The organism is Aestuariivivens sediminicola (assembly GCF_022662015.1).
GTDB lineage: Bacteria > Bacteroidota > Bacteroidia > Flavobacteriales > Flavobacteriaceae > Aestuariivivens > Aestuariivivens sediminicola.
In genome coordinates this window covers 134,646-159,606 of the sequence record NZ_JAKMCM010000006.1, presented here as the reverse complement: position 1 = coordinate 159,606, position 24,961 = coordinate 134,646, and the positions used below count along the sequence as shown (strand labels likewise).

General features: G+C 38.8%; 23 protein-coding genes. 9 read left to right on the top strand and 14 right to left on the bottom strand.

Annotated features, from left to right (window positions below):
- Positions 1–30: 30 nt before the first annotated feature.
- From serB to MR041_RS13515, 6 genes are all read right to left on the bottom strand, one after another.
- Positions 31–1,254 carry a phosphoserine phosphatase SerB gene (gene serB, locus MR041_RS13540; RefSeq protein ID WP_242094783.1) on the bottom strand — a complete coding sequence of 408 codons (1,224 nt, stop codon included), beginning with the start codon at positions 1,252–1,254 and terminating at the stop codon, positions 31–33.
- A gap of 107 nt (positions 1,255–1,361) precedes the next feature.
- Complete coding sequence (locus MR041_RS13535; protein WP_242094781.1) at positions 1,362–1,847, bottom strand: ABC transporter ATPase; 486 nt, start codon at positions 1,845–1,847, stop codon at positions 1,362–1,364.
- Positions 1,848–1,950: 103 nt separating this feature from the next.
- Positions 1,951–2,742 carry a (Fe-S)-binding protein gene (locus tag MR041_RS13530; RefSeq protein WP_242094833.1) on the bottom strand — a complete coding sequence of 264 codons (792 nt, stop codon included), beginning with the start codon at positions 2,740–2,742 and terminating at the stop codon, positions 1,951–1,953.
- Between the two features lie 8 nt (positions 2,743–2,750).
- A complete protein-coding gene (locus MR041_RS13525; protein WP_242094779.1) occupies positions 2,751–4,064 on the bottom strand; it encodes a 4Fe-4S dicluster domain-containing protein in 1,314 nt (437 codons plus the stop codon).
- A 6-nt stretch (positions 4,065–4,070) separates the two neighbouring features.
- Positions 4,071–5,006 carry an MlaD family protein gene (locus MR041_RS13520; protein ID WP_242094777.1) on the bottom strand — a complete coding sequence of 312 codons (936 nt, stop codon included), beginning with the start codon at positions 5,004–5,006 and terminating at the stop codon, positions 4,071–4,073.
- Positions 5,007–5,059: 53 nt separating this feature from the next.
- The gene (locus MR041_RS13515) at positions 5,060–6,094 is read right to left on the bottom strand and encodes an N-acetylmuramoyl-L-alanine amidase family protein (protein ID WP_242094775.1); all 1,035 of its coding nucleotides are present in this window, start codon (positions 6,092–6,094) and stop codon (positions 5,060–5,062) included.
- A 321-nt stretch (positions 6,095–6,415) separates the two neighbouring features.
- Between MR041_RS13515 and MR041_RS13510 the strand changes: the two genes are divergently transcribed.
- The 3 genes from MR041_RS13510 to MR041_RS13500 all read left to right on the top strand — a co-directional run bounded on the left by MR041_RS13510 (position 6,416) and on the right by MR041_RS13500 (position 10,590).
- On the top strand, positions 6,416–9,070 hold the full coding sequence (locus tag MR041_RS13510; RefSeq protein WP_422613578.1) for a putative LPS assembly protein LptD: 2,655 nt from the start codon (positions 6,416–6,418) through the stop codon (positions 9,068–9,070).
- 11 nt (positions 9,071–9,081) lie between these two features.
- The gene (locus MR041_RS13505) at positions 9,082–9,462 is read left to right on the top strand and encodes a RidA family protein (protein ID WP_242094774.1); all 381 of its coding nucleotides are present in this window, start codon (positions 9,082–9,084) and stop codon (positions 9,460–9,462) included.
- Positions 9,463–9,549: 87 nt separating this feature from the next.
- On the top strand, positions 9,550–10,590 hold the full coding sequence (locus MR041_RS13500) for a GMP reductase (RefSeq protein ID WP_242094772.1): 1,041 nt from the start codon (positions 9,550–9,552) through the stop codon (positions 10,588–10,590).
- A gap of 133 nt (positions 10,591–10,723) precedes the next feature.
- On the opposite strand, the gene MR041_RS13495 is transcribed toward MR041_RS13500, so the two are convergent.
- The 4 genes from MR041_RS13495 to MR041_RS13480 form a co-directional block, all read right to left on the bottom strand.
- Positions 10,724–12,139: a fasciclin domain-containing protein gene (locus tag MR041_RS13495; protein WP_242094770.1), complete on the bottom strand. Its 1,416-nt coding sequence runs from the start codon at positions 12,137–12,139 to the stop codon at positions 10,724–10,726.
- 185 nt (positions 12,140–12,324) lie between these two features.
- Positions 12,325–12,930, bottom strand: a complete 606-nt coding sequence (locus tag MR041_RS13490) for a pyridoxamine 5'-phosphate oxidase family protein (protein ID WP_242094768.1) — start codon at positions 12,928–12,930, stop codon at positions 12,325–12,327.
- Between the two features lie 24 nt (positions 12,931–12,954).
- Positions 12,955–13,902 (bottom strand): NAD(P)H-dependent flavin oxidoreductase, encoded by a 948-nt coding sequence (locus tag MR041_RS13485; protein WP_242094766.1) that lies wholly within the window; start codon positions 13,900–13,902, stop codon positions 12,955–12,957.
- Positions 13,903–13,958: 56 nt separating this feature from the next.
- The gene (locus tag MR041_RS13480) at positions 13,959–15,188 is read right to left on the bottom strand and encodes a class I SAM-dependent rRNA methyltransferase (RefSeq protein WP_242094765.1); all 1,230 of its coding nucleotides are present in this window, start codon (positions 15,186–15,188) and stop codon (positions 13,959–13,961) included.
- A 128-nt stretch (positions 15,189–15,316) separates the two neighbouring features.
- On the opposite strand from MR041_RS13480, the gene MR041_RS13475 reads away from it, so the two are divergent.
- Complete coding sequence (locus MR041_RS13475) at positions 15,317–15,817, top strand: nicotinate-nucleotide adenylyltransferase (RefSeq protein ID WP_242094763.1); 501 nt, start codon at positions 15,317–15,319, stop codon at positions 15,815–15,817.
- A 118-nt stretch (positions 15,818–15,935) separates the two neighbouring features.
- On the opposite strand, the gene dnaK is transcribed toward MR041_RS13475, so the two are convergent.
- On the bottom strand, positions 15,936–17,846 hold the full coding sequence (dnaK, locus tag MR041_RS13470; protein ID WP_242094760.1) for a molecular chaperone DnaK: 1,911 nt from the start codon (positions 17,844–17,846) through the stop codon (positions 15,936–15,938).
- A gap of 264 nt (positions 17,847–18,110) precedes the next feature.
- On the opposite strand from dnaK, the gene MR041_RS13465 reads away from it, so the two are divergent.
- Positions 18,111–19,535, top strand: coding sequence for an L-serine ammonia-lyase (locus tag MR041_RS13465; protein WP_242094758.1), 1,425 nt, complete (start codon positions 18,111–18,113; stop codon positions 19,533–19,535).
- A gap of 6 nt (positions 19,536–19,541) precedes the next feature.
- Here MR041_RS13465 and MR041_RS13460 read toward each other — a convergent pair whose 3' ends face one another.
- A complete protein-coding gene (locus MR041_RS13460; protein ID WP_242094755.1) occupies positions 19,542–20,003 on the bottom strand; it encodes a nuclear transport factor 2 family protein in 462 nt (153 codons plus the stop codon).
- Positions 20,004–20,158: 155 nt separating this feature from the next.
- Between MR041_RS13460 and panB the strand changes: the two genes are divergently transcribed.
- From panB to MR041_RS13445, 3 genes are all read left to right on the top strand, one after another.
- Positions 20,159–20,977, top strand: a complete 819-nt coding sequence (gene panB, locus MR041_RS13455) for a 3-methyl-2-oxobutanoate hydroxymethyltransferase (protein WP_242094753.1) — start codon at positions 20,159–20,161, stop codon at positions 20,975–20,977.
- A 169-nt stretch (positions 20,978–21,146) separates the two neighbouring features.
- Positions 21,147–21,656 (top strand): hypothetical protein, encoded by a 510-nt coding sequence (locus MR041_RS13450; protein ID WP_242094752.1) that lies wholly within the window; start codon positions 21,147–21,149, stop codon positions 21,654–21,656.
- 123 nt (positions 21,657–21,779) lie between these two features.
- Positions 21,780–22,472, top strand: a complete 693-nt coding sequence (locus MR041_RS13445; RefSeq protein WP_242094750.1) for an RluA family pseudouridine synthase — start codon at positions 21,780–21,782, stop codon at positions 22,470–22,472.
- A gap of 8 nt (positions 22,473–22,480) precedes the next feature.
- On the opposite strand, the gene MR041_RS13440 is transcribed toward MR041_RS13445, so the two are convergent.
- Together MR041_RS13440 and MR041_RS13435 are read right to left on the bottom strand one after the other, a co-directional pair.
- Entirely contained in the window at positions 22,481–23,107 is a 627-nt protein-coding gene (locus tag MR041_RS13440; protein WP_242094748.1) for a CPBP family glutamic-type intramembrane protease, read from the bottom strand.
- 1 nt (position 23,108) lies between these two features.
- Positions 23,109–23,567 carry an Lrp/AsnC family transcriptional regulator gene (locus tag MR041_RS13435; RefSeq protein WP_242094746.1) on the bottom strand — a complete coding sequence of 153 codons (459 nt, stop codon included), beginning with the start codon at positions 23,565–23,567 and terminating at the stop codon, positions 23,109–23,111.
- Between the two features lie 159 nt (positions 23,568–23,726).
- Here MR041_RS13435 and MR041_RS13430 point away from each other — a divergent pair, with 159 nt between their 5' ends.
- Positions 23,727–24,959, top strand: coding sequence for an aminotransferase class I/II-fold pyridoxal phosphate-dependent enzyme (locus tag MR041_RS13430; RefSeq protein ID WP_242094744.1), 1,233 nt, complete (start codon positions 23,727–23,729; stop codon positions 24,957–24,959).
- Positions 24,960–24,961: the final 2 nt, after the last annotated feature.

The window sequence follows — 24,961 nt, the reverse complement described above, 5'->3', positions numbered from 1 at the left end:
ATTTATAAAGAAAGATATTAAAAAAACAGACTAGTCTATGAGATCAATATGTCTGTCATGATACCCCAGTAAGTACAGCACGCCGTCTAAACCAATACTGGATATGGAACTTTGAGCATTATTTTTCACTTTGGGTTTGGCATGAAAAGCAATGCCTAAACCGGCAAGGTTCAACATTGGTAAATCGTTGGCACCATCGCCAACAGCTATGGTCTGACTGATATCGATACCTTCCTTTTTAGCTATTTCCTTGAGGAATTCAGCCTTTTTTTCACCATTTACAATGGCACCTATATAATTTCCCGTTAATACACCGTCTTTTATTTCCAGCTCATTGGCATAGACATAATCTATTCCAAATTCCTTTTGCAAATAATGACCGAAATAAGTAAATCCACCCGATAAAATAGCTGTTTTAAAGCCATAGGATTTTAAGGTGTCAATGAGTCGTCTGGCGCCTTTGGTAATAGGAAGATTTACCGCCACATTATGAAGTACCTCTTCGCTCAGACCCTTTAAAAGTTTCATTCGCCTTTTGAAACTTTCATTAAAATCGATTTCGCCTTGCATGGCCGCTTCAGTAATCGCCTTCACTTCCTCTCCCACTCCGGCCAATTCTGCCAACTCATCTATGACTTCGGTTTGAATTAATGTGGAATCCATATCAAAACATACCAAACGCCTGTTTCTTCTGAAAATATTGTCTTCCTGAAAAGCAATATCCACATCCAGTTCATGGGAAATCTGCATGAACTTCTCTGTAAATTCCGTTTTATCCTCTATTTGCCCTCGAATGGACAACTGAATTGAAGCCCTCGGATACTCCTCCTCCTTCACCAGGGATAAGCGACCTGTTAGTCGTTTTATGGAATCGATATTTAGATTCTTTTCTGAAATAACCTTGGTAACTTCCGTTATCTGCTCAGCCGCCAGTTTTTCACCCAGAATGGTCACAATGTAGCGGTTTTTACCCTGTAGGCTTACCCAATGCTCATAATCCTCAAGTGAGATCGGTGTAAACTTTGCTGTTATGCCCAGTTCATAGGCCTTAAATAAGAGATCCTTTAATACGGCTGCCGATTTTTTACCGGATTCAATTTTGAACAAAATACCCAAGGACAGGGTTTCGTGTATATTGGCCTGACCGATATCTAAGATTTTTGCATCATATGACGCTAATACCCCCATTAAACCCGATGTTAAACCAGGTTTATCCTGTCCAGAAATATTTAATAAAAAAATCTCGTTAGCCATAAAACCCTATATAATTTTTATAAGCCGTAAAAATGAGTAATCTGTTTAAATTATGAAAGTTTTTTTTCAACTAGTTATGGCCAAAATCATAACATCGCGACCGTAAACTATCTTAAAAACCGACTATGCCAGCTGTCACTGGCCGGTACTTCCCAATTTTCCTTAAACTCCGCAATATTGTTCACCAAATTATTAAACACGATCGTCTGTTTGGAAACCGCTTTATCCTTCGCCATTTGCTTAAAATCGGTCAATGGTTTATAGGTAATATAATCGCCCTGCTTGAATGATACGTTCATTTTGTCCATTAAATCAACCTGATATTCTTGTTCTAAATGTTGAATGAAATGGACTGATGCATCGATTGAACAACCCGTCGCTTTATTTAGATCTTGATTTAATCCAATAACTATAAATCTCTTATATTTAATTACATAACCCGCGTTTAAATCGCTACCATGAGCTGTCCAGTTTTCAATGAATGCATCGAGCTTGTGCTCAATTTGTTGAATTTCTGTATCGGTGAATGGCCGATTGGATTGGTAAATCCAAACGCGAGACGTTTCAGGTAATGTGCTAAAATCTACTAACATCGATTCTTTTTAAAACTTAAAACCCACAACTTTACTATGGGTAAATTAATAACTGTTCGTCCACTATAGAATTTCCTTAACATTTTTAAATTCTAAACGGACATCATAAATCCTGTGCATTCGAAATGAGTTCTGCTATATCCAAAACTTCAACTTCGCCTTCCTTCTCTTTGGCCTTAACCCCATCGGTCATCATCGTATTACAAAAGGGACAACCGGCAGCTATGATTTCGGTATTCGTATTTAAGGCCTCTTCAGTGCGTTCCACATTCACATCCTTGTCTCCTTTTTCAGGTTCCTTGAACATTTGGGCACCCCCTGCCCCACAACACAATCCATTTTGTCTGCACCTTTTCATTTCAACAAGTTCAGCCTCCAATTTTTCAATGAGTTCCCTGGGGGCTTCATAAACCTTGTTCGCGCGTCCTAAATAGCATGGATCATGAAAGGTGATCCGTTTACCCTTAAATTTACCACCGTCGATCGTTAAACGCCCCTCATCCAATAAGGACTTTAAAAACTGGGTATGGTGCATCACCTCATAATTACCACCCAAATCGGGATATTCGTTTTTTATGGTATTAAAACAATGAGGGCATGCCGTTACAATGGATTTGATCTGATACGAATTCAATAGTTCAATGTTGGTAACGGCCTGCATCTGGAATAAAAATTCATTACCCGTCCGTTTGGCGGGATCGCCGGTACAGCTTTCTTCCGCACCTAACACCGCGAATTCAACCTTGGCCTTATGTAATAATTTAACAAAGGCCTTCGTTATTTTTTTTGCTCTGTCATCAAAACTACCTGCACATCCAACCCAAAATAAAACTTCAGGTTGTTTCCCTTGAGCCACATATTCAGCCATTGTTGGCACCTTTAGTTCTTCACTCATCTCCTTTTTTATTCGTTCTTCCAATTTAACCTGTCCATTTGATTATAGGGCCATGGTGCACCATTGTTCTCTATATTTGTCATCATATTATTGAGCTCTGCAGGGGCAGCACTCTGTTCCATAACCAAATAGCGTCGCATATCCATAATTATGGATAACGGATCAATACTCACCGGACAAGCCTCCACGCAAGCGTTACATGTGGTACAAGCCCACAGTTCCTCCCTTGATATATAGTTATCTAGCAACTGCTTACCATCTTCTTTGAACACGCCCTTGTTCGCATCTATGTTTTTACCAACTTCCTCCAATCGGTCTCGGGTATCCATCATAATTTTTCTGGGAGACAGTTTTTTACCGGTCTGATTGGCCGGACATTCACTTGTACACCGCCCACATTCCGTGCATGTATACGCATTCAGTAACTGCACCCAACTTAAATCCTGAACATCGCTAGCACCAAATTTAGCTGGAACTTCAGGCGAAGTTCCCTCCGGTGGCGATGCAAAAGGATCGATGTTAGGATCCAGCATCATTTTAACTTCATTGGTTACCGATTCAAGATTATTTAATTTCCCATTCGGTGTTAGCTTCGCATAATAGGTATTTGGAAACGCCAATAAAATATGTAGGTGCTTCGAAAAATATAAATAGTTTAAGAAAATCAAAACTCCCAATATATGCAGCCACCAGGCCGTCCTTTCGATCACATGAAGCGTATTTTCCGGTAAGCCGGAAAACCAATCCGCTACAAACTGACTCACAATATTTCCGGAATTCAGGCTTTGAAAATTGACATCGGTTGCATTCATGACTATAAACAAGGCCATGAGTACCATTTCAAAATAAAGTATGTAATTGGCATCATTCTTCGGCCAACTTGTCATTTCACTATTCCAGAATCGTTGGAGTTTAATTGTATTTCTTCTCAACCAGAACACGATTACAGCCACAAATACAAGTACTGCAAGGATTTCAAACGTCCCGATTAAAACCCCATAGACATGAACAGGCAGCACTTTTAATCCGACCCTGTGGGTCCCGACAAGCCCATCGATTACAATCTCTAAAATTTCAATGTTAATTATTATAAACCCGAGATAAACAATAATATGCAGCATACCGGCAATAGGACGTTTTACCATTTTACTCTGACCAAGAGCGACCATGAGCATGTTTTTCCATCGCAGAGGTTTTTGATCAACAACCTCAACATCAAGTCCTAGTTTAATGTTGCGAATGAGCTTTTTAACATTTCTGGTAAAGTATGCTATACCTATAAATAGGGCTATTGCAAAACAAATATTGGGCAAATACTCCATTAATTCTTAATTGGATTCCGCGTTACCAGTATACGGGATTTCTTTTTTAGATAAAATTCTAAAATAACGTTTCGGATGTAATTTTATATCCCTTAGAAGTTCTTCTAACTCCTTTGTTGCGCCATCAAGATTAGCATACAAGGCCTCATCCTTGAGAAGTTTTCCCACGGTGCCATTTCCATCGTCTAAATCCTTTAAAATGGCATTGAAGGTCGCTAAGGTTTCATCCAATTTAGCTACTGTTTTACTCAATTCAATATCCTTAATATCATTGGATAGGGTCGCCAAATTTTCACTGGTATTGTTAAAATTATCGATGACCTTGCTTAATTTCTGATCATTATTATCCACCATTGCCTGGACAGAAACGGCTAAATCTTTAACTGCAATTAAAGTACCGTTTAATTCGGCTATAGTGCTTTTTATTCCATCATCAGAAGTATCTGTCACCAGTGTATTTAAACTTACAAGTAAGGTATCTGCAGAGCGCAGGGTACTGTCTAAATTAGAGCTGAGTCCGGTAAAATTACTCTTTAAACTGGAAATGAGTCCGGGTTGTATTTCGGATTCTATAAAATCTCCGTTTTTAGCAAATTCAGTGTCGTTGGCCTTTATTATGGCCAGGGCATTCCCCCCCATAAGACCCGTTTCGTAAAGTCGTATTTTACTGTTCCTGGAAAACTTTAATTCCGGATCGACAGTAAAATATACCTTGGTTTTACCTGTTTTAAAATCATAAACAATATCACTCACCTTACCCACGGCATTTCCCCTAATGGTTACTGAAGAAGAGGTACTCAGCGCATTATAATCGAACTCTGTGTAATAAACAGCCTGGCTGGTAAAGATGCTTTCACCCTTTAAATAATTAAACCCATAAATAAGAAGGAAGATTCCAGAAATAACAAGTAAAGCAGTTTTAACTTCTTTGGATAGTTTCAAAATAATTTATCTTTTAGAAAAACAAATTTAAGATAAATTTAAAAAGAATGGAGCTAATTAGCTGTCGATTTTAAAGCTTCGGATAAAGTAATCTTCTTTCCAGCTCTAAAGGGCACAACAAAGCTTGAGGCATAGCCCCTGCCCTTTGCTTCCTCGATCATGGTCTTGGTGGCCTCATAGTTCGAGGTTTCGCCATAAAAATATTTAAAGAGATTACCTTCCCGCTGCATGGTTATGCCATCCAGACCCTTAAAATTATAAGGTTTCGTCTCAATGGATTTCGAACTTGCTGCTATTTGAATCTTAAAAACGATATCGTTCGACACACTGCTCAGATCATCCTCGGTTTCTCTATACGCAACAGCGTAATCGATATTGGCTTCCAGACTATTTCGATACTCCATAACAGCCGAAACTATGGCCTGCGCGATTTCTTGCTGTCCCTTTTTTGAGTTTAAATAATGGCCTTCCTTATGATAGGTTAAAAAACCTGTTTCAATGAGCACACTCGGCATAACCGTTTGGTGCAATACAATAAAACCAGCTTGCTTGACCCCTCTGCTTTTACGTTTCAGCGTTCCAGAGAATTTGTCTTCAATTAAACTTGCCAATAGTATACTCTGATCTAAATATTCTTCCTGACTCAATAATATACTCATGACCGATTCCGGGGAATTTGGATCAAAACCTTCATAGTTCTTTTCATAATCCTCCTCCAAGAATATAACGGAATTCTCCTTTTTGGCTACTTCAAAATTGGTCTGATTGCGATGTGTCCCCAAAACAAATGTTTCCGTACCATGAGCACTTGAACCATGGGAGTTACAATGCACGGACACAAATAAGTCTGCATTTGCCTTGTTAGCAATTTTTCCCCTTACAAACAAATCCACAAACACATCTCGTTCCCTGGTATAAACCACCTTAATATTGGGGTTTTTCTCGAGTTGCTTACCCACCAGTAACACGATTTTTAATGCAATATCCTTTTCCTTAAATCCGTTACCTACATTGCCAGGATCATGACCTCCATGTCCGGCGTCCAATACCACCACAAACTTATGATCCTGTGATTGGGCATTTGCCATTATAGGATAAAAATAGATTAAAACTAAAATGGAAAATATAAAACCTATAGAATTATTCACTCTCATTTGTATGTCCTATTATGGAATCAGGTCAGGTTCAATGTGCAATAAAATTGGTTGCCACATGTTTGTTTTTTTCAATAGCAAAAGACCTAGAATTCCGATATAATACAATTTAAAATTTTTAAATAAATATCAATCAAATCACAGAAAAATATCTGTAATTTTGGCAATTCAATAACCGAGCCATACTTTTACAAAAATACATCAAAAGCGTTGCACACAAACAGCATTAAAATACTTTTTGCCTTAAGTTTTACCATGTTTATCAACATGATTGGCTTCGCTCAAGAGTTCCCGGTTAAAAAGGAAATCGTCAATAATAAAAGAGACAGCATCCCTAAAAGTATTACAATTATAACAGATAGTATTCTGGATACCAAAAATATAATCATTAAAGAACAGGATTCTACTTTACAAGACTCCATTAAGCCAAAAAACGAGATTTTAACGGATATAGTAAAATACACCTCTGCCGATTATGCCTCGTTCAACAAGAAGAAACAGAAACTCTATCTCTACAATGAGGCCGAAATAAACTATGGCGAAATGAATATAAAGGCTGGAAGCATCACTATTGATCTGAGTACGGATGAAGTATATGCCAAAGGCATTACAGACAGCATCGAAGGCTACACGCAGGCCCCAATATTCACACAGGCCGGAAATGTGGTGGAACCTGATTCTATATTATTCAATACGAAAACAGAAAAAGCGCTGATCTATCATTCTGTAACCGAACAGGGAGAAGGTACGGTCATCGCAAATATAACCAAAAGGGTTAACGACTCTGTCTATTTTATAAAGGATGCTAAATACACCACTGCAACAGATCTGGATGACCCGGAATACTATATTAAATTGAGAAAGGCAAAGGTCGTTCCTAAAAAGAAAATTGTGACTGGACTTGCAAATTTGTTCATTTATGATGTCCCCACGCCCATTGGTTTGCCCTTTGGATTCTTTCCTCAATCGGAAAAGCAAACCTCGGGTATCATTATTCCAAGCTTTGGGGAACAAAATGATCGTGGTTATTTTTTGCAAAATATGGGCTACTATTTCGCCATAAGTGATTATTTCGATTTGGCGATTTATGGCGATTACTACACCAATGGAAGCTACGGTTTCCGTGCTGAGAACACCTATGCGGTGCGCTATAAATTCAGAGGGAACTTAAGTTTTAGATACGAGAATTTAATTACCAGTGAACGCGGTTTTCCCGATTATTCCAGAAATACAATTTATAATTTGAGGTGGTCGCATAGTCAGGATTCAAAAGCGAGTCCGAGTTCTCGTTTTTCTGCATCGGTCAACCTTGGAAGCAGCACCTATTACAGGAATTCACTTAACCAGATAAACACAGGAAATTTCTTGAATAATACCCTGGCGTCGTCGGTTTCGTACTCGAAAACCTTTCAAGGTGAACCCCAGGTCAATTTTAGTGTTACAGCAACCCATTCTCAAAACACCAACACCGAACAAATAAATATGACCCTACCTACTTTTCAGGGTAGCGTGGGACGTATCTACCCTCTTGCACCCAAAAATGGATCTAAGAAAGGGATTATACAGAACATTAATCTTCAATACAGTGTCAGGGGAGAAAACAGGATTCAAACCACCGATTCGCTATTTTTTAAAAAGGAAATGTTTGACGATGCCAAAACGGGTTTACAGCACACGATACCCTTAAATACGAACTTTAAAATATTCAAATATTTCAGTGTGAGTGCGAGTACGAATTACAACGAAGTTTGGACATTTAATACGGTGAATAAATTTTACGACCCGGATGAAGGTAAGGTCGTGACAGAAGATTTGAAAGGTTTTGACTCTTACAGGACCTACAATTTCAGTACTAGTTTAGGAACCACTGTTTATGGAATGTACAATTTTGAAGAAGAAGGTGAAGATCGTGCCATTAAGGCCATTCGACATGTGATGCGTCCGTCGATTAGTTATAATATAAATCCGGCCTTCGATAAATATTATGAGACTGTGGAAGTAATTAATGCCGATGGCCAAACCGAAAGTGAAGTGGAATTCTCCCGCTTTGAGGGGGGACTGTTTGGAGTTCCCGGAAAGAATTTTTCGAGTTCCATGGGGATTTCCATAGCCAACAACTTGGAAGCCAAAGTTAGGGATAAAGACAGTACAGCCACCGAACCCAAAAAGATTGTATTACTAAATAATCTAAATTTTTCAACGTCTTACAACTTTGCCGGAGATTCATTGCAATGGAGTCCCGTTAGAATGAGTGGTGGTACTCAACTCTTTAATAACAAAATGAGTGTGAACTTCGGAGCAACCCTCGACCCCTATGCACTGGATAATAATAACAACAGGATAGACAAATTTAATATTGAGAATGGGGGGAGTTTGTTTCGACTGACAAGTGCCAATTTAACCATGAGCTATTCCCTTTCTAGTAAGGATAACAAAAAGGATAGAGATCAAGGTCCGGAAGCGAGCAATCGCCCAGAAGATGTCTTACCTAAAAACTTGGACTTCTCTAACCAACAAATCGATGGACCGGGTGAAGAGGAGCAAGAAGAGCAAAAACCAAGTGAATTATATAATTATAAAATTCCATGGAGTTTGCGCCTGGCCTATGCGGTAAATTATAGCAACAGTCGAAGACAAAACGAAATTTCATCGCATTCCCTCATGTTCTCCGGAGATGTTGAGCTATCACCCAAATGGTCTGTTGGGGTGTCATCCGGTTATGATATAAAAAATCAAGGATTTACATATACACAATTTAGATTTGAACGCGATTTGTTGAGTTGGCGAATGAGCTTCAGTTGGGTGCCCTTCAGTGCTCGTAGCTCATGGAATTTCTTTATTGGTATAAAGTCGAGTATTCTAAAAGATTTGAAGTACGAAAAACGTAGACAACCAGATCAACAATTATAGTTTTAAAGGTCATGAAAAAAATAATTAACACGCCAAATGCACCTGCGCCCATTGGACCCTATAATCAGGCCATTCTAGTGAACAATATCCTTTATATATCGGGACAGATAGCTTTAAATCCCAATACAGGAGATTTAATATTAGACGACATTAAACAGGAAACACATCAGGTTATGAACAATTTAAAAGCCATATTGGAGGCTTCGGACATGAGCTTTGAAAATGTTGTTAAATCGTCTATTTTTATTAGTAATATGAATGATTTCAAGTTGATTAATGAAACTTACGGTAGTTATTTTGACGGTCATAATGCCCCTGCACGCGAAACAGTTGAAGTCGCACGATTACCTAAAGACGTGAATGTTGAAATCAGTATGATTGCTATAGGATAATCCCCTGTCCTCCTCTTAATAATGCTAAATTGTTTTCTGTTTTCAGCATAATGAACTAATTTTAAGGTGGATTAAATTAAAATCATCATGCGCATTGAATACGATATCAAGTTAGGTTTTAAAGATGTTATGATCCGTCCGAAACGTTCTACTTTAAAAAGTAGAGCTCAAGTAACTTTGGAGCGCGAGTTTAAATTTTTGCACAGCCCATTAATCTGGAGCGGTATTCCTGTAATGGCTGCTAATATGGATACGGTAGGGACTTTTAATATGGCACTGGCACTGGCTGATAAAAAATTATGCACTACCATTCATAAGCACTATACGGTTGAAGAATGGGGTAAATTTGCTGTTTCCATTCCTGAAAGCTATTACAATTATATTGCTGTAAGTACCGGTATTGGTAAAGCAGATTCGGACAAATTAAAAGCAATCTTTAAAATTATACCTGCATTACAAATGATATGCATAGATGTGGCGAATGGCTATTCGGAGTATTTTGTAAATTTTGTAAGACGAACAAGAGAACAGTACCCTGAAAAAGTTATTATTGCAGGAAATGTGGTGACTGGTGAAATGGTGGAAGAACTTCTGTTGTCCGGTGCAGATATCGTAAAAGTAGGTATAGGGCCTGGATCCGTATGTACGACACGAGTTAAAACAGGTGTTGGATATCCTCAACTCTCCGCAATAATTGAATGTTCAGATGCTGCTCATGGTCTTGGAGGACAAATAATAAGTGATGGTGGATGTGCTTCCCCAGGCGATATCGCTAAAGCCTTTGGTGCAGGAGCCGATTTTGTTATGCTTGGTGGCATGTTAGCAGGACATAATGAAAGTGGCGGTGAAATCGTTGAGCGTAATGGACAGTCGTTCCGAAAATTCTATGGTATGAGTTCGTCAACAGCAATGACAAAACATATTGGTAGTGTAGCAGAATATCGCGCTAGCGAAGGTAAAACTGTTGAAGTTCCCTATAAAGGGGAAGTAGAATCAACCATTCAGGATATATTAGGAGGTCTTCGAAGTACCTGTACCTATGTAGGTGCCGCACGTCTGAAAGAATTAACAAAACGGACGACATTTATTAGGGTTAATGAACAGGAGAATCAAATTTATTCGGAATAATAAATTCGTTTTAGTCTTTCCTGTTTTTTGAAACTAGAAAAGGATGTGCCTGGAAGACAGGTCACATCCTTAACTAAATCAAACCAACTAACTAATCAAATTTTTCTTTTTCTTTCTATGCTGTGTATTACAACTATGGCATCAGAACAGCGTCAATTACATGTATGACTCCATTTGTTGCTTGTACGTTTAATAAACTGGGTACCAATGAGGCATTACCATCAATGGTTAATGTTCCTAAATCCAAATCAAAATCACCATTCAATGTAGATACGGCTCCAGACGACAAATCACTTGAATAAACGCGACCTTCTACGACGTGATACAATAAGATATTTGTAAGGGTCGTTACGTCAAGACCGCTGATCACTGCTTTCGCTTCTTCTATGTCAGTCAAACCAAGAAGGCTTAGAAACGCCGCATTGGTTGGAGCGAATACGGTGAGTTGCTCATAAGGACCATCACCACTCAAAACACCGGCCAATCCAGCTGTAGTAGCTGCCTGAAGCAATAACGAAAACTCTGGATCAAAACTTGAAGCCAATTCCACTAAATTCATTGTGGGTGGCATAAGTACTTTGTCAATGGCATGCACCACTCCGTTGGTAGCCTGAACATTAGGTATAATGACATTTGAATCGTTAATGTATACCATTGGGGCCATGTCTAAATTCACTTGCACTGCAGCACCATTTATGGTCGGCACAAAACCATTTGCCAATTGATTACTAAAGGCATAACCATCAACCACGTGGTATAATAAAATCTGAGTCAATAAATCCATGGGTACGTCTTCCAAACTTGTGAAGGGTGTAGCTTCCAATAAATCCATAAAAGCCTGATTCGTTGGTGCAAATACAGTGAACGGACCGCCTTCGGCTAAGACTTCTCCCAAACCAGCCATAGTAACAGCCTCGACCAGGATGGAAAATTCAGGATCCTGACTTAAAGCCAATTCAACCAAATTCAGTGATGGAATAGATAGGACGCTATCCAAAACATGTATTACCCCATTTCTTGCTTTAATATCAGCAATGGTTACGATAGCATTATTAACTAAGACATTATCACCATCAACATTCACAATCACATCAGTTCCCTGTACCGTCTCAACCGGCCCGGAAGACAAATCTGAGCTGTACACAGGTTGACCCACAACATGGTAAAGCAAAATGTCTACGATTCCAGGAACGTCTGCAATGTTCTTTTTATTCAATCCGATCGCTTCGAAAGCCTTGTCCGTAGGAGCAAAAACAGTCAATCGATTTCTGGAAACAGTACTTGCCAATTTCGTTTTCGCCAAAGCCACGCTTAAAATTTCAAATGTGGGCTCTGAATCTGAATATTTATCGTCACTGCTTTTTTGAGCCGCAGTAGTACGATTGTAAGATTCTAATACTTCCACAATATTGGGTTCCATATTCTGAGGCTCTAACATTTCAGCGTCCTCGTTACTACATGAGAAAGTGAGAAATAAGAGAGATAAAGAAAGTAAGGTAAACCTCAAAAAACGACTTGGGACTTTTGCTTTTACGTTTGTTGTTTTCATAACCTTTTGTTTAACAATTTACAATTTTCATCAAACATAATACTTTTGTTTAATTTATAAAAGTTTTTTTTAAACAAAAAGATTAAAAGCAAAAAACATCGCTGTAATACAAGGCTAGCTCAAAAAGTCTAATTATTTCAGTTCAATCGTGTATTTGAACTCTGTAAAACGGAAGTCTAAAAAATTTATAAATCTTGTTTGTACCTATTTATCATGTCGATTTGGCTCTCAGGGTCCTCAGTTGTTCCTAATTGATCCTTTAACATTTCTCCCATAGTAGGAAAAGAATCTCTTTTAATTTGAGAGGTCATATCCCATAATCTAGATCGCATTAAGGCTTTGGCACAGTGTAGAAAAACCTCTTTTATATCGACTATGATACAACATTTGGGTTTATTCTTTTCAGAAGAAAACAAAGCCAAATGGTCTTCGCTCGTCGATAGGTATGCATGACCATTCACTCTCAGAGTTTCATCCATACCCGGGATTAAAAACAGCAGACCTATCTGCTCCGTTTGAATTATATTGCCTAAGCTGTCAACTCTATTATTGCCTTTGGCATCTGGAATGATTATTTGGGATGCATTTACTATTTTCACAAATCCCGGATGCCCTCCTCTGGGAGAAGCATCCAATTTTCCTTTTTTGTCACATGAGGACAAAACAAGAAAAGGAGCGTGATGGATGAAATTTATACAGTGTTTATCTAAACTGGTCAATACTTTATCTTTGGCCCTCCCACTTGGATATCCATATAAGTCTCTTAACTCTTTTAAATTTGAAATTTTCATAAATTCCAAGTCATTTTTATGTGATTAACTAATCAATTTATTAACAATTTCCTTCACTGGAAGTATGGCATGTGTATGCTCAATACTGGGCCCTGCTACCCAAACCGTCTTATAAGTCGCTTTGGTAGCTGCAGTTTTGGTTGCTTTCATACCGATGGCAAATCGAATCATTTTTACCCATTTTTTAAGTTTTCGATTTTTGTTTAGAAGATTTTCAAGCCATGTTGCCTTAGTTCCTATTTTTTGGACATAAGGCGTATTGATAACCGTACAAGGTGTACCGGAAATACGTTCAGTCAATACAATATCGCTCGCCCCATAGTCCACGCAGGCCTGCTTATACGCTTCGTTAACATTGGCCTCCTTAGAGGCAATGAAGGGACTGCCTACGGATACACCGGCCGCACCGAAGCTAAGCATTTTATCGAGATCTGCCTTGCACCCAACACCACCAGCCGAAATTATTGGAATATTACAGTGGGTTGTTAATTCTCTAAGTAATTTTTCTGGTGAAATTTCTCCTCTGTGACCACCTGCTTGATTGTTTACAGCAATAATAGCATCTGCTCCCAAGCCTTCAACCTTGCGTGCATAATTGAGGTCAACCACATCGCAAAATACTTTTATTCCAACCTTGTGAGCGTGTTTAATAGTTTCTTTAGGACTTCCCAATGAGGTTATGATGAAGTCACACCCTTCTTGACATAGGACCTCCAATTGCCCTTTATATTTGACATTTGATTTATTAACAATTAAATTAAATCCAAAAGAACCTCCTTCTACTTTCGCCAGATGCAAGGCTCTGATAGCCTCACGAAGCTCATCTAAGGTTCTGTAATTCAATGCAGGAATACAACCCGCAATACCACTATTCATGGCCTCTTTAACCATAGCAACATTCGAAACCAAGAACATGGGTGCCTGAATTATCGGGTACTTTATATTTAAAAGTTCGGTGAGTTTTATTGACATTAGTGAAAAATTAATTGCTTCAAATATACGAATATTATGCGTGCATAATAAATATCTTAGGCGTCGAAAAATCTATAATAGCCGCATTTCAGGTAAGCCCCTTCCAAAAAACGAACAGGATGATCTATATCATGTCCGGTTTTAAGGATGCGGTCAAATGCTCTCTTTGTTAAGGTTAAAACATGATTATTAATATCAAAAAATGTCTGATCTGAAACTCGAGAAGAACATGAGGCTAATACTAACAAGCCATTCCCTGCTGTTAATTTTTCACCCAAAGCCGCCAACTGCGCATATTTCCTTTTGGCTAATTCTATCTCTGAATGACGTTTTGCAAAACTTGGAGGATCGATAACGACCACATCAAAAGTTACATTTCTTTTAATCAGTTTATCCATCTCCTCAAAGGCATCGCCAACTATAGTGTTATGTGTTCCGTTGTAGGCATTCAATTTCCCATTATTAACTGCCATGTCCAAAGCCTGTTCACTCAGGTCCAAACTTGTTACCTCCTTTGCACCCTGAGCTAAGGCATGAACTGAAAATCCACCGGCATATGAAAATACATCCAATACAGATTTCCCTCTGCTCCACTGTCCAACTTGTTTTCTGTTGGCACGATGATCCAGAAAATAGCCGGTTTTATGGCCTCGTATGACATTTGCTGAAAATCTCACACCATGCTCTAAAAATTCTACTATCTCATTGTCCATGCTACCAAAAATAACCTCACCATCCGCCAAACCATGATTACTCAATTGATTTAACTGTCGACTTAACCTTAGTACGATACATTGTGTTTTAGTGTATTGTAATAAAATCGGAAGTATGATCTCTAAATAAGGCCACCATATCTCTGAGTATAATTTTATAACCAGAACCTGACCGTATACATCAGCTATTAATCCTGGAAAACCATCGTTCTCACCAAATAATAAGCGATAACTATTCGTGTTTGTGGCCAAAAGAGGCAATCGTATGTTATAAGCTTCGTTTATCTTTCTTTCAAAAAATGCTTCATTAATTACAACCCGATCTGTCCCACTATGGAGCATTTTAATTCGAATCGGAGAATTGGCATCATACAACCCCAGCCCGATAACCTTATTTTTGTTTTTGCTAAATATAACAGCCAGGTCTCCAGTTATGGCATCATCGTTCATCTTTGTGATACTATTAGAAAAAATCCATGGGTGGCCCTTTAAGACAAACTGTTCTCCTTTGGAATTCAATTTTACGGCAATCCGTTTTGTGCGGTATTTGTAATTTATTTTCTCTGAAAACAATAGTGCAAAAGTTTTGTTTACAAATAAACTAAATAATTTAGGTAATCGCTTATCTCGCTGATATTTATCATTGTGTATGCTATATTTTAAAAATACATTTAGACGAATAACCCTAAAAACTTGTTATCATGAAAAAATTAATTTTTGGTCTCATTGGTTTTAGTCTATCTCTAGCAATTTATGCACAAAACCAGCAATTACCTGCTGTAGAAATCACGGCAGTGAACTACAAATATCTGAGTGCTGTTGATTCAGAAGATGTCGATTTAACCGTTCAGAAATTAGAAGAACAAGTGGCGATGTACGATGTGAAAGGTTCAGATCTTTACAGCGATGCATACGACACTTATACTGTATCCTTTCATATCCCAAACGGCGCCATATTAGCCGCTTACGATAAAAATGGTAAAGTATTACGAACCATCGAAAGATTTAAAGATGTAAAATTGCCTAAAATGGTACGAGAAGCTCTTTTCACACGCTACCCAAACTGGAATTTTGAAAAAGATGTCTATCGTGTGACCTATTTCTCTGAAGGTGCAAAAGTGAAAAAACAATACAAAGTTAAACTTACTAATAACGATCAAGTTATTAGAGTGAAATTGGATGAAACAGGTGATTTTCTATAAGAGCAGCATCTTTAAAAGATAAAAACGCAACCAAATTGGTTGCGTTTTTTTTTTAAAGTATTAAAGATTAAACGATTATCTTATCCGAAGTTAACCCTTCGACAAAGCTCAGGACAGGCTACTTGACTTCTTCGAAGTCTACGTCTTCCACATCACTTCCTTCTGCCTTACCCTCCTGCTGTCCAGCATCGGAGTCCTGAGCAGCAGATCCGGTCTGCTGTGCTTCAGCTTGAGCTTTGTACATTTCTTCAGAAGCCTGTTTCCAAGCTTCATTTATTTTTTCCAAAGCTGGTTCAATAACTTCTAAGTCTTTAGACTCATAGGCCTTTTTCAACTCTTCCAATGCATCCTGGATTGGTTTTTTCTTATCCTCAGATAATTTATCACCAAACTCTTCCAACTGCTTCTCTGTTTGGAAAATCATTGAATCTGCCTCATTTAACTTCTGTGCTTTTTCAGCGGCCTTTTTGTCCGCTTCAGCATTTGCCTCGGCATCGGCTTTCATTTTTTCGATTTCCTCTTCGGTTAATCCTGAAGATGCTTCAATTCGGATATCTTGTTTCTTACCGGTTGCTTTATCTTCCGCTGAAACTTTTATAATACCATTGGCGTCAATATCGAATGTCACTTCAATTTGCGGGGTACCACGTCTCGCGGGTGGAATACCATCCAAATGGAAACGTCCTATGGTTTTGTTGTCGGCTGCCATGGCGCGTTCTCCTTGTAACACATGAATTTCCACAGAAGGCTGATTATCTGCCGCTGTTGAGAAAATCTGTGATTTCTTGGTAGGAATCGTGGTATTGGCTTCTATCAACTTGGTGAAGACATTACCCATGGTTTCGATTCCTAGAGATAATGGCGTAACATCCAATAAGAGGACATCCTTAACATCACCTGTTAATACACCACCTTGAATACCAGCTCCCAAGGATACAACCTCATCCGGATTCACCCCTTTACTCGGTGCTTTTCCAAAGAATTTTTCGACGGCAGACTGTACTGCAGGAATACGTGTTGAACCACCAACTAAAATAATTTCATCAATATCACTCTTACTCAAGCCCGCAGCTTTCAGAGCAGATTCACACGGAGCGATGGTGCGCTTCACTAAATCATCAATCAACTGTTCGAATTTTGAACGTGTTAAGGTACGTACCAGGTGTTTTGGTCCACTGGCAGTAGCTGTTATATAAGGCAGATTGATTTCGGTTTGGGTAGAAGATGACAATTCAATTTTTGCCTTTTCAGCAGCTTCCTTTAAACGTTGCAATGACATAGGGTCTTGTCTCAAATCCATTGCCTCGTCCTTTTTAAATTCATCTGCCAACCAGTTAATGATTTTTTCATCAACATCGTCACCTCCCAGGTGGGTGTCACCATCTGTAGATAATACTTCAAAGACGCCATCACCCAGTTCAAGAATGGATACATCATGGGTGCCACCACCAAAATCGAATACAACAATTTTTTGATCTTTCCCCTTTTTATCCAATCCATAGGCCAAAGCAGCCGCTGTTGGTTCATTGATGATACGTTCTACCTTAAGTCCGGCAATCTCTCCGGCTTCCTTGGTTGCCTGACGTTGTGAGTCATTAAAGTAAGCCGGTACAGTAATAACTGCTCTAGTTACATCCTGACCAAGATAATCTTCAGCAGTTTTCTTCATTTTTTGAAGAATCATAGCCGATAATTCCTGAGGGGTATAAAGACGGCCATCAATATCCACTCGCGGTGTGTTATTATCACCTTTCACCACTTTGTAAGGCACTCGATCGGCCTCTTTCTGAGATTCTGAATATTTATTACCCATAAAACGTTTAATTGAATAAACTGTTTTCTTGGGGTTTGTTACCGCTTGTCTTTTCGCCGGATCTCCAACTTTAATTTCGCCTCCCTCAACGAATGCAATTACCGATGGCGTTGTACGCTTGCCTTCGGCATTTGGTATTACAACCGGATCGTTACCTTCCATCACGGAAACGCACGAATTGGTTGTTCCTAAATCTATTCCAATAATTTTACTCATGATATATTTGACTTTTTATTGTGTTCTAAAATCTTTTAATTCGGTTTGTATAAGTCAATGATTATGCCAACAAAAGCAAACTGACACAGTGTCATATATCGTTTATTACACTTATTTTAATTCAGGTTTGCAGCTATCAGAAGTGAAATAGAACGTTTAGATTCGACTAATTTCCAGATAAAACAATGTTGCTTTTGATTTACAAGCCCCAAAAAGCGCTTATATTTACAATTCAAAATCCCTTCACCTAAACAAACATTGTAAATGGAATGCATTTCGGTTTTTGACATGTTAAAAATTGGTATAGGACCCTCCAGTTCACATACCTTAGGCCCCTGGCGGGCTGCAGAACGTTGGATTGCATCGTTAAAAAAGTCCAATAAGTTTGACAAGGTCGAGCGCATTACCGTAAATCTATATGGTTCCTTATCACTTACTGGAAAAGGTCATGCCACAGATTTTGCTGTCATGCTAGGATTGAGCGGGGCTAACCCGGAAACGATTCCTACTGAGCAAATTCACCAAATTATAAAGGAGATAAAAAATACAAACAGCATCCTACTTAATGGTGAACGAAAAATAACATTCAAGCCCGAAAACGAAATTGTCTTCAATAAAAAGTTTTTGCCGTTTCATTCCAATGGAATTCAGTTTTCGGCTGTTATCCATGGTCGGAAAACGAATGCCACCTATTATTCCATAGGCGGAGGTTTTGTCGTTCAGGAAGAACGCAAAAGGGCCAAAGCTAACAAGATTATATTTTACTGCACCTTTCCCTACCCGATCGAAACCGGCGCGGATTTACTCAAATACTGTAGACAATTGAACACCTCTATTTCTGAAGTGGTCCTTGAAAACGAAAAGTCCATTAGAGCGACAGAAACCATTGATCATGAATTACATCGTATTTGGAACACAATGTTGGAGTGCATGTATATAGGTTGTCACACCGAAGGGAATTTACCCGGAGGTTTGCAGGTAAGACGACGTGCATTTGACACCTATAGAAACTTAAAGGGTGATATGCCCTATAATTCACCACAAGAATGGCTACAGAGTATTAGAAACACAGAAGTTAAGTTTCGACAAATTTTAAAATGGGTAAGCTGTTTCGCTCTGGCCGTAAACGAGGTGAATGCGGCTTTGGGACGTGTTGTTACTGCGCCCACAAATGGAAGTGCAGGTGTCATTCCTGCTGTATTGATGTATTATATGGTTATAGAAAATCATGAAGCAGACTTCCAGCATATCAAAAAATTTCTGCTGGTGGCCGGTGAAATTGGAAGTATCTTTAAGAAAGGCGCCACTATAAGTGCTGCGATGGGGGGCTGTCAGGCTGAAATTGGAGTCTCTTCAGCAATGGCGGCAGCGGCACTTTGCGAATTATTGGGTGGCACCCCGGAGCAAGTGTTGATTGCGGCAGAAATTGCCATGGAGCATCATTTAGGCCTTACCTGTGACCCGATCGGTGGTTTGGTGCAAATACCATGTATCGAACGGAACGCCATGGGCGCCATTAAGGCAATTAACGCTGCCGAACTCGCCTTGGATACAAATCCCAGTAATGCAAAAGTTCCATTCGACAAAGTCGTATCGACCATGTGGGAAACCGCAAAAGACATGAACACCAAGTATAAGGAGACAAGCGAAGGAGGGCTGGCCGTAGGCGTGCACTTAACGGATTGCTAATTCTGCTTAACCGTTTTCACAACCATTGCGTCGCCGGGTATCAATTAAATATATGATCTTCCATTGATCCCCTTGTTTAAATAATTGAAAGGAATTGACACCGCAGTGACTGAACTTGCCATTAAACCAAAATTCATAGGGCGTCCAGGCATTGGCCATATTCCCATCTATCTGAATGCTATAGTCCAATAAACGTTCATCCCATATTTGCTCTGGTGGTCTGTTGGCAACGGCATTTATGAGCTTTGATATTTCATCGGATACCAAAACGTCCTGGCCTTCCTTGTTTCTATAAGCCGTTTGCAACAACACCTTTTCCATCATAACGGATTTAAGTAATGTTGTATCTCCCTTATGAAACCCTTCAAAAAAGGTATCTACCGCTTCACGGACCTTTAATTTTTCATCGTCTTGTCCCAATAGTGCCGTTGAGATTAAAACAACCGCATAAAATAGTATGTGTTTCATAAAAATGAGTTTGGCTCGAAAATAAAACAACATCCGAGAATACTACTTTGTTTAAAGAAAAGTTTAACAGTTTCTATTTTTAAATTATTACTTTTACACAAGTTACATGATGCCCTTTTTCTATTGTGGTAACCTTCTAAAACAAACTAAACAACATGTCTTCAGCTAAAAAGGAATACAAGCGCATAACGGTAAAAACTTTGGTCGATATGAAAGCAAATGGTGAAAAAATTTCCATGCTAACGGCTTACGACTATACCATGGCGAAAATTGTAGATGGTGCCGGTGTAGATGTTATTCTTGTAGGTGATTCGGCAAGCAACGTCATGGCGGGTCATGAAACCACCTTACCCATTACCTTGGATCAGATGATTTACCACGCCTCTTCCGTTATTCGAGCTATAGATCGGGCTTTAATAGTTGTGGATTTACCCTTTGGCAGTTACCAGAGTGATCCTAAAGAAGCCCTTAGATCAGCCATTCGAATCATGAAGGAGAGCGGAGCTCATGCTGTTAAATTGGAGGGCGGGAAAGAAGCGAAGGAATCTATCAAGCGTATTTTAAATGCGGGTATTCCCGTTATGGGACATTTAGGATTGACTCCACAATCTATATACAAGTTTGGAACCTACACCGTCCGTGCCAAGGAAGAAGAAGAGGCCCAGAGACTTAAAGAAGATGCTATTATGCTTGAAAAAATAGGCTGTTTTGGTATCGTCCTTGAAAAAATTCCGGCAAAACTTGCGAAGGAAGTTGCAGAGAGTGTCTCTATTCCTATTATAGGTATTGGAGCCGGTAATGGTGTTGACGGACAGGTATTGGTTTTACATGATATGCTTGGTATGACCCATGAATTTCACCCTCGTTTTTTGCGCCGCTATCTCAACCTCTACGAGGACATGACTAGAGCAATGCAACAATATGTCGCTGATGTCAAAAATATGGACTTCCCCAATGACGATGAACAATACTAGGTGTCGTTTGCATTTTATTTATTCCCCCTAAAGTAGCCCCTATTTCGTAAGGAACTGTAGCTTTTCATTCTTTAAATCGATTTTTTTTGGTATATGTTAGGTAGCTAACATTTTATATCGGCATGTTCGAATAGTTTTGAATCATTATTAATCTTAAAAGCTATTTATCATGAAAATGACGATTATTTCTATGTTACTCTTCGGACTGTTCGCTGTTTCAACAGGATGCTCCGATGAATCCACTGAAGTTATCCCAAATCAAAAAGTCAATAATTTGGAACTTCTGCAGTATATCACCGATGTTAGCTCGGGTGTTGACGTTTCGAGTAAATCGGGCTCCAATAAGTCAGAAAATTCAGGAAGAGAACGACCACCGGTTTGGGCAGATTGTATTGAATATACGGCAATTGTAGTTCCGGCAACCTTCAAACCCGGCAAGGGTAATTTTGACGAATTATATATGATGCCAGAAGCGATGTTTTACGGTGGACTGCCTTTAATTTCAGATTCAAAACCTGGAGATCAAGATTACAATGGTGGGCGTTGGCATATGAATCTACTTAAAGATGGTGTGGATGCCAGCAAGTATGCCATGGCCTGTTCAGAAGAAGATCTTGACCCAAATGACTTTGATTCCATAGATCTGTATTTCGAATGCCCATTACTGCCTAAACGTTAAAAATTGCCATTTAAAGAAAAATTTAAGGGAATACATCGTGTATTCCCTTTTTAAGTTACACCGGTATCTCGCATTAATTTATTTTGTCCGAATAATTATCATAAGTTTGCTTTTTGTCAATTTATGAAGACGGTATCCAATGTTTCGAATTTAGCAGTACTCTATGAAGACAATCATATTATTGTTGTTAACAAGCGTGCTGGGGATATTGTTCAGGGTGATAAAACCGGAGATCCCCCCTTAAGTGAGATTGTCAAAGCCTACCTAAAAATAAAATATAATAAGCCCGGTAATGTGTACCTTGGTGTTGTCCACCGACTGGACAGACCAACAACCGGTATAGTTGTATTTGCCAAAACGAGTAAGGTCTTGCCCAGATTAAACAGTTTATTTCACTCGAATGCTATCCACAAAACCTATTGGGCCGTGGTGAAGAACATGCCAGAACAACATGAGGACACCTTAATTCACTGGTTAATAAAGAATCCAAAGAACAATAAATCTACTGCTCATTCACGTGAAACCAAAGGGGCTAAAAGGGCAGTTCTGAGCTATAAGGTCATTAAGCAATTAGAACGTTATGTGTTACTTGAAATTACATTAGAAACGGGCAGACATCATCAGATCCGGTCACAACTCAGTAGTATCGGCTGTCCCATAAAGGGTGATTTAAAATATGGTTTCGACAGGAGCAATAAAGACGCCAGTATTCATTTACATGCCAGACAAATAGAGTTCACCCATCCAGTAAAAAAAATTCCGATAAAAGTTGTGGCACCATTACCTCAGGACCCTGTTTGGGATGCCTGTCACTGATCAGAAAACTATTGGGGGAAACCCAACATTTCACCCATACCCACTGTAAACAGCCAACAGCCATAGATGGCATGTTCTAAGGAAACCAAAATTGTAGAACGGGTTTTAGAATAGGTAATGGCAAACAGTAATCCACCCAAAAAGGTGAGGAGTAATACCCATCCATTCTTAAAAAAAACATGCCCCACTGAAAAGACTGCCGCATTCAGAACAATAAATAACCTTTTGTCACTAATGTGACTGAGATATCTTTTAAAAAAAAAGGTCCTGTAGACGATTTCCTGAGGATAAACAGAAAAAAGAGTGTATATAAAAAGAATAATGACCCAAAGATAAGGTTTCGTCATTACGACATTAAAGAGTGCTGTTTTGTTGGTAAGCCAAACCAAAAGTGTTGTTAAAATCGCTATTATTGTGAACTTGATCATGGTTTGTTTCCAAAACCATTTCCAATCTAATGCCTTATTTCTCTTCAAGGCAATCCCCTCATGTTTGGTTAAAACAAACCCGATATAAATAAGTCCAAGAAGTCCAATACTTAATTTAATCCAAATCGGATAGTTAAAAGCCAAACCAATGGGGAAAGCCATAAAAATGACTAAAAACTCAATGATTTTATATCTTGTCGAATTCATATTAAAAGTTAATGGCAGTAGAATGCTTTACCTCACTGATCACAAACATGCTATGGGTACTTCCAATATGATCTATTGTTGTTAATTTTTTTACCATGAACTCACGAAAGGAAGGCATATCCCTGACAATTACCTTTAACAAATAATCATAATCACCACTGATGTGATAACATTCCAGTACCTCATTCAAACTCGTAACTGCCTTCTCAAATTTAATCACATAATCCTGAGCGTGCTGTACGAGTTTAACATGACAAAAAACAACGAAATCCTTTTCTATTTTTTCTTTATTTACTATTGCCACGTAGCTATCAATAAAGCCTTCTCTTTCTAACTTTTTTATGCGTTCATAAACTGCGGTTACAGAAAGGTCTAATTTTAAAGATAGTTCTTTATTCGTTTGCTTGCTGTCTTGTTGTAAGTACTCTAGTAATCGCTTGTCAATTGCATCAAAAACCATAACCGAATAATTTTCTTAAAATATGGATTAAATCATTAAAATAATAAAATATAATCTATAATAACAAATTATATTAGTTTTATTTTCTATAGTTATATAATAATATTGATTTTTATTCTGTTTTATTCGAAATTTGCACTATACTTAAAAATAATCATCATGGCTTTTAAACCCGCAAACAACATTCAGGATTTACAGTATTTCGGTGAATTTGGTGGGGTTAACCCTTCCATATCCGATTCATCAACATATACCTTTTTATCGGCAAAGAAGATGTTCGATACCTTTGAGGGGAATGCCGATGGATGTTATTTGTATTCTCGTCATTCATCACCTTCTAATTTATACCTCGGGGAGGCCCTTGCGGCCATGGAAGGTACTGAAACTGCCAATGTTGCAGCCTCGGGTATGGGAGCCATTACTTCAGTGCTCTTGCAGCTTTGTAGCTCCGGCGACCATGTGGTATCGAGCAGAACTATTTATGGCGGGACCTATGCCTTTTTAAAAAACTTCACCCCCAGGTTTAATATTTCAACCACATTTGTTGACATAACCAATCTGGAACAGGTCGAAAACGCCATCACCGAAAAGACCAAAGTCCTATTTTGTGAATCGGTTAGTAATCCATTATTGGAAATCGCCGATATAAAGGGCCTTTCGAAAGTCGCCAAGAAATATCAGATCGCGCTTATTGTAGACAACACCTTTTCCCCTTTATCCATTTCACCTGCCAAGTTAGGAGCCGATGTGGTGGTGCACAGCCTTACAAAATTCATAAATGGATCCAGCGATACCGTTGGAGGTGTGGTTTGCGGAACACAAGAGTTAATAAACCATTTGCGCAATGTTAACGATGGTGCGTCGATGTTACTCGGATCTACTATGGATAGTTTGCGGGCGGCTTCCATTCTAAAAAACCTGAGAACACTTCACATTCGAATGCAACAGCACAGTAACAATGCCATGTATCTGGCTAAAAAATTTGAAGCCGATGGATTGAAAACGGTTTACCCAGGTTTGGAATCTCATCCCTCGCATCATTTATATAAGCGCATGATGAACGAACAATATGGCTTTGGTGGCATGCTTACCATCGATGTGGGTTCGATCGAGAATGCCAATAAACTCATGGAACTTATGCAACACAGAAACCTTGGTTATCTCGCTGTAAGTTTAGGGTTTTATAAAACGCTATTCAGTGCACCGGGAACCTCTACGTCCTCTGAAATCCCCGAAGATGAACAAAAATTGATGGGATTAAGTGACGGACTGATTCGTTTTTCCATTGGATTGGATGCCGACATAGAGCGCACCTATAAGATGATGCACGAATGTATGATGGAGTTAAACATTCTCAAACCACGTCCAGAGAAGTTAGGCCTAACCCTTTAAAT

Bases quoted from the DNA above. Each gene is read 5' to 3' on its own strand.
- serB (WP_242094783.1), bottom strand. From the start codon at position 1,254: ATGGCTAACGAGATTTTTTTATTAAATATTTCTGGACAGGATAAACCT.
- MR041_RS13535 (WP_242094781.1), bottom strand. From the start codon at position 1,847: ATGTTAGTAGATTTTAGCACATTACCTGAAACGTCTCGCGTTTGGATT.
- MR041_RS13530 (WP_242094833.1), bottom strand. From the start codon at position 2,742: ATGAGTGAAGAACTAAAGGTGCCAACAATGGCTGAATATGTGGCTCAA.
- MR041_RS13525 (WP_242094779.1), bottom strand. From the start codon at position 4,064: ATGGAGTATTTGCCCAATATTTGTTTTGCAATAGCCCTATTTATAGGT.
- MR041_RS13515 (WP_242094775.1), bottom strand. From the start codon at position 6,094: ATGGCAAATGCCCAATCACAGGATCATAAGTTTGTGGTGGTATTGGAC.
- MR041_RS13510 (WP_422613578.1), top strand. From the start codon at position 6,416: ATGTTTATCAACATGATTGGCTTCGCTCAAGAGTTCCCGGTTAAAAAG.
- MR041_RS13505 (WP_242094774.1), top strand. From the start codon at position 9,082: ATGAAAAAAATAATTAACACGCCAAATGCACCTGCGCCCATTGGACCC.
- MR041_RS13500 (WP_242094772.1), top strand. From the start codon at position 9,550: ATGCGCATTGAATACGATATCAAGTTAGGTTTTAAAGATGTTATGATC.
- MR041_RS13495 (WP_242094770.1), bottom strand. From the start codon at position 12,139: ATGAAAACAACAAACGTAAAAGCAAAAGTCCCAAGTCGTTTTTTGAGG.
- MR041_RS13490 (WP_242094768.1), bottom strand. From the start codon at position 12,930: ATGAAAATTTCAAATTTAAAAGAGTTAAGAGACTTATATGGATATCCA.
- MR041_RS13485 (WP_242094766.1), bottom strand. From the start codon at position 13,902: ATGTCAATAAAACTCACCGAACTTTTAAATATAAAGTACCCGATAATT.
- MR041_RS13475 (WP_242094763.1), top strand. From the start codon at position 15,317: ATGAAAAAATTAATTTTTGGTCTCATTGGTTTTAGTCTATCTCTAGCA.
- dnaK (WP_242094760.1), bottom strand. From the start codon at position 17,846: ATGAGTAAAATTATTGGAATAGATTTAGGAACAACCAATTCGTGCGTT.
- MR041_RS13465 (WP_242094758.1), top strand. From the start codon at position 18,111: ATGGAATGCATTTCGGTTTTTGACATGTTAAAAATTGGTATAGGACCC.
- MR041_RS13460 (WP_242094755.1), bottom strand. From the start codon at position 20,003: ATGAAACACATACTATTTTATGCGGTTGTTTTAATCTCAACGGCACTA.
- panB (WP_242094753.1), top strand. From the start codon at position 20,159: ATGTCTTCAGCTAAAAAGGAATACAAGCGCATAACGGTAAAAACTTTG.
- MR041_RS13450 (WP_242094752.1), top strand. From the start codon at position 21,147: ATGAAAATGACGATTATTTCTATGTTACTCTTCGGACTGTTCGCTGTT.
- MR041_RS13445 (WP_242094750.1), top strand. From the start codon at position 21,780: ATGAAGACGGTATCCAATGTTTCGAATTTAGCAGTACTCTATGAAGAC.
- MR041_RS13440 (WP_242094748.1), bottom strand. From the start codon at position 23,107: ATGAATTCGACAAGATATAAAATCATTGAGTTTTTAGTCATTTTTATG.
- MR041_RS13435 (WP_242094746.1), bottom strand. From the start codon at position 23,567: ATGGTTTTTGATGCAATTGACAAGCGATTACTAGAGTACTTACAACAA.
- MR041_RS13430 (WP_242094744.1), top strand. From the start codon at position 23,727: ATGGCTTTTAAACCCGCAAACAACATTCAGGATTTACAGTATTTCGGT.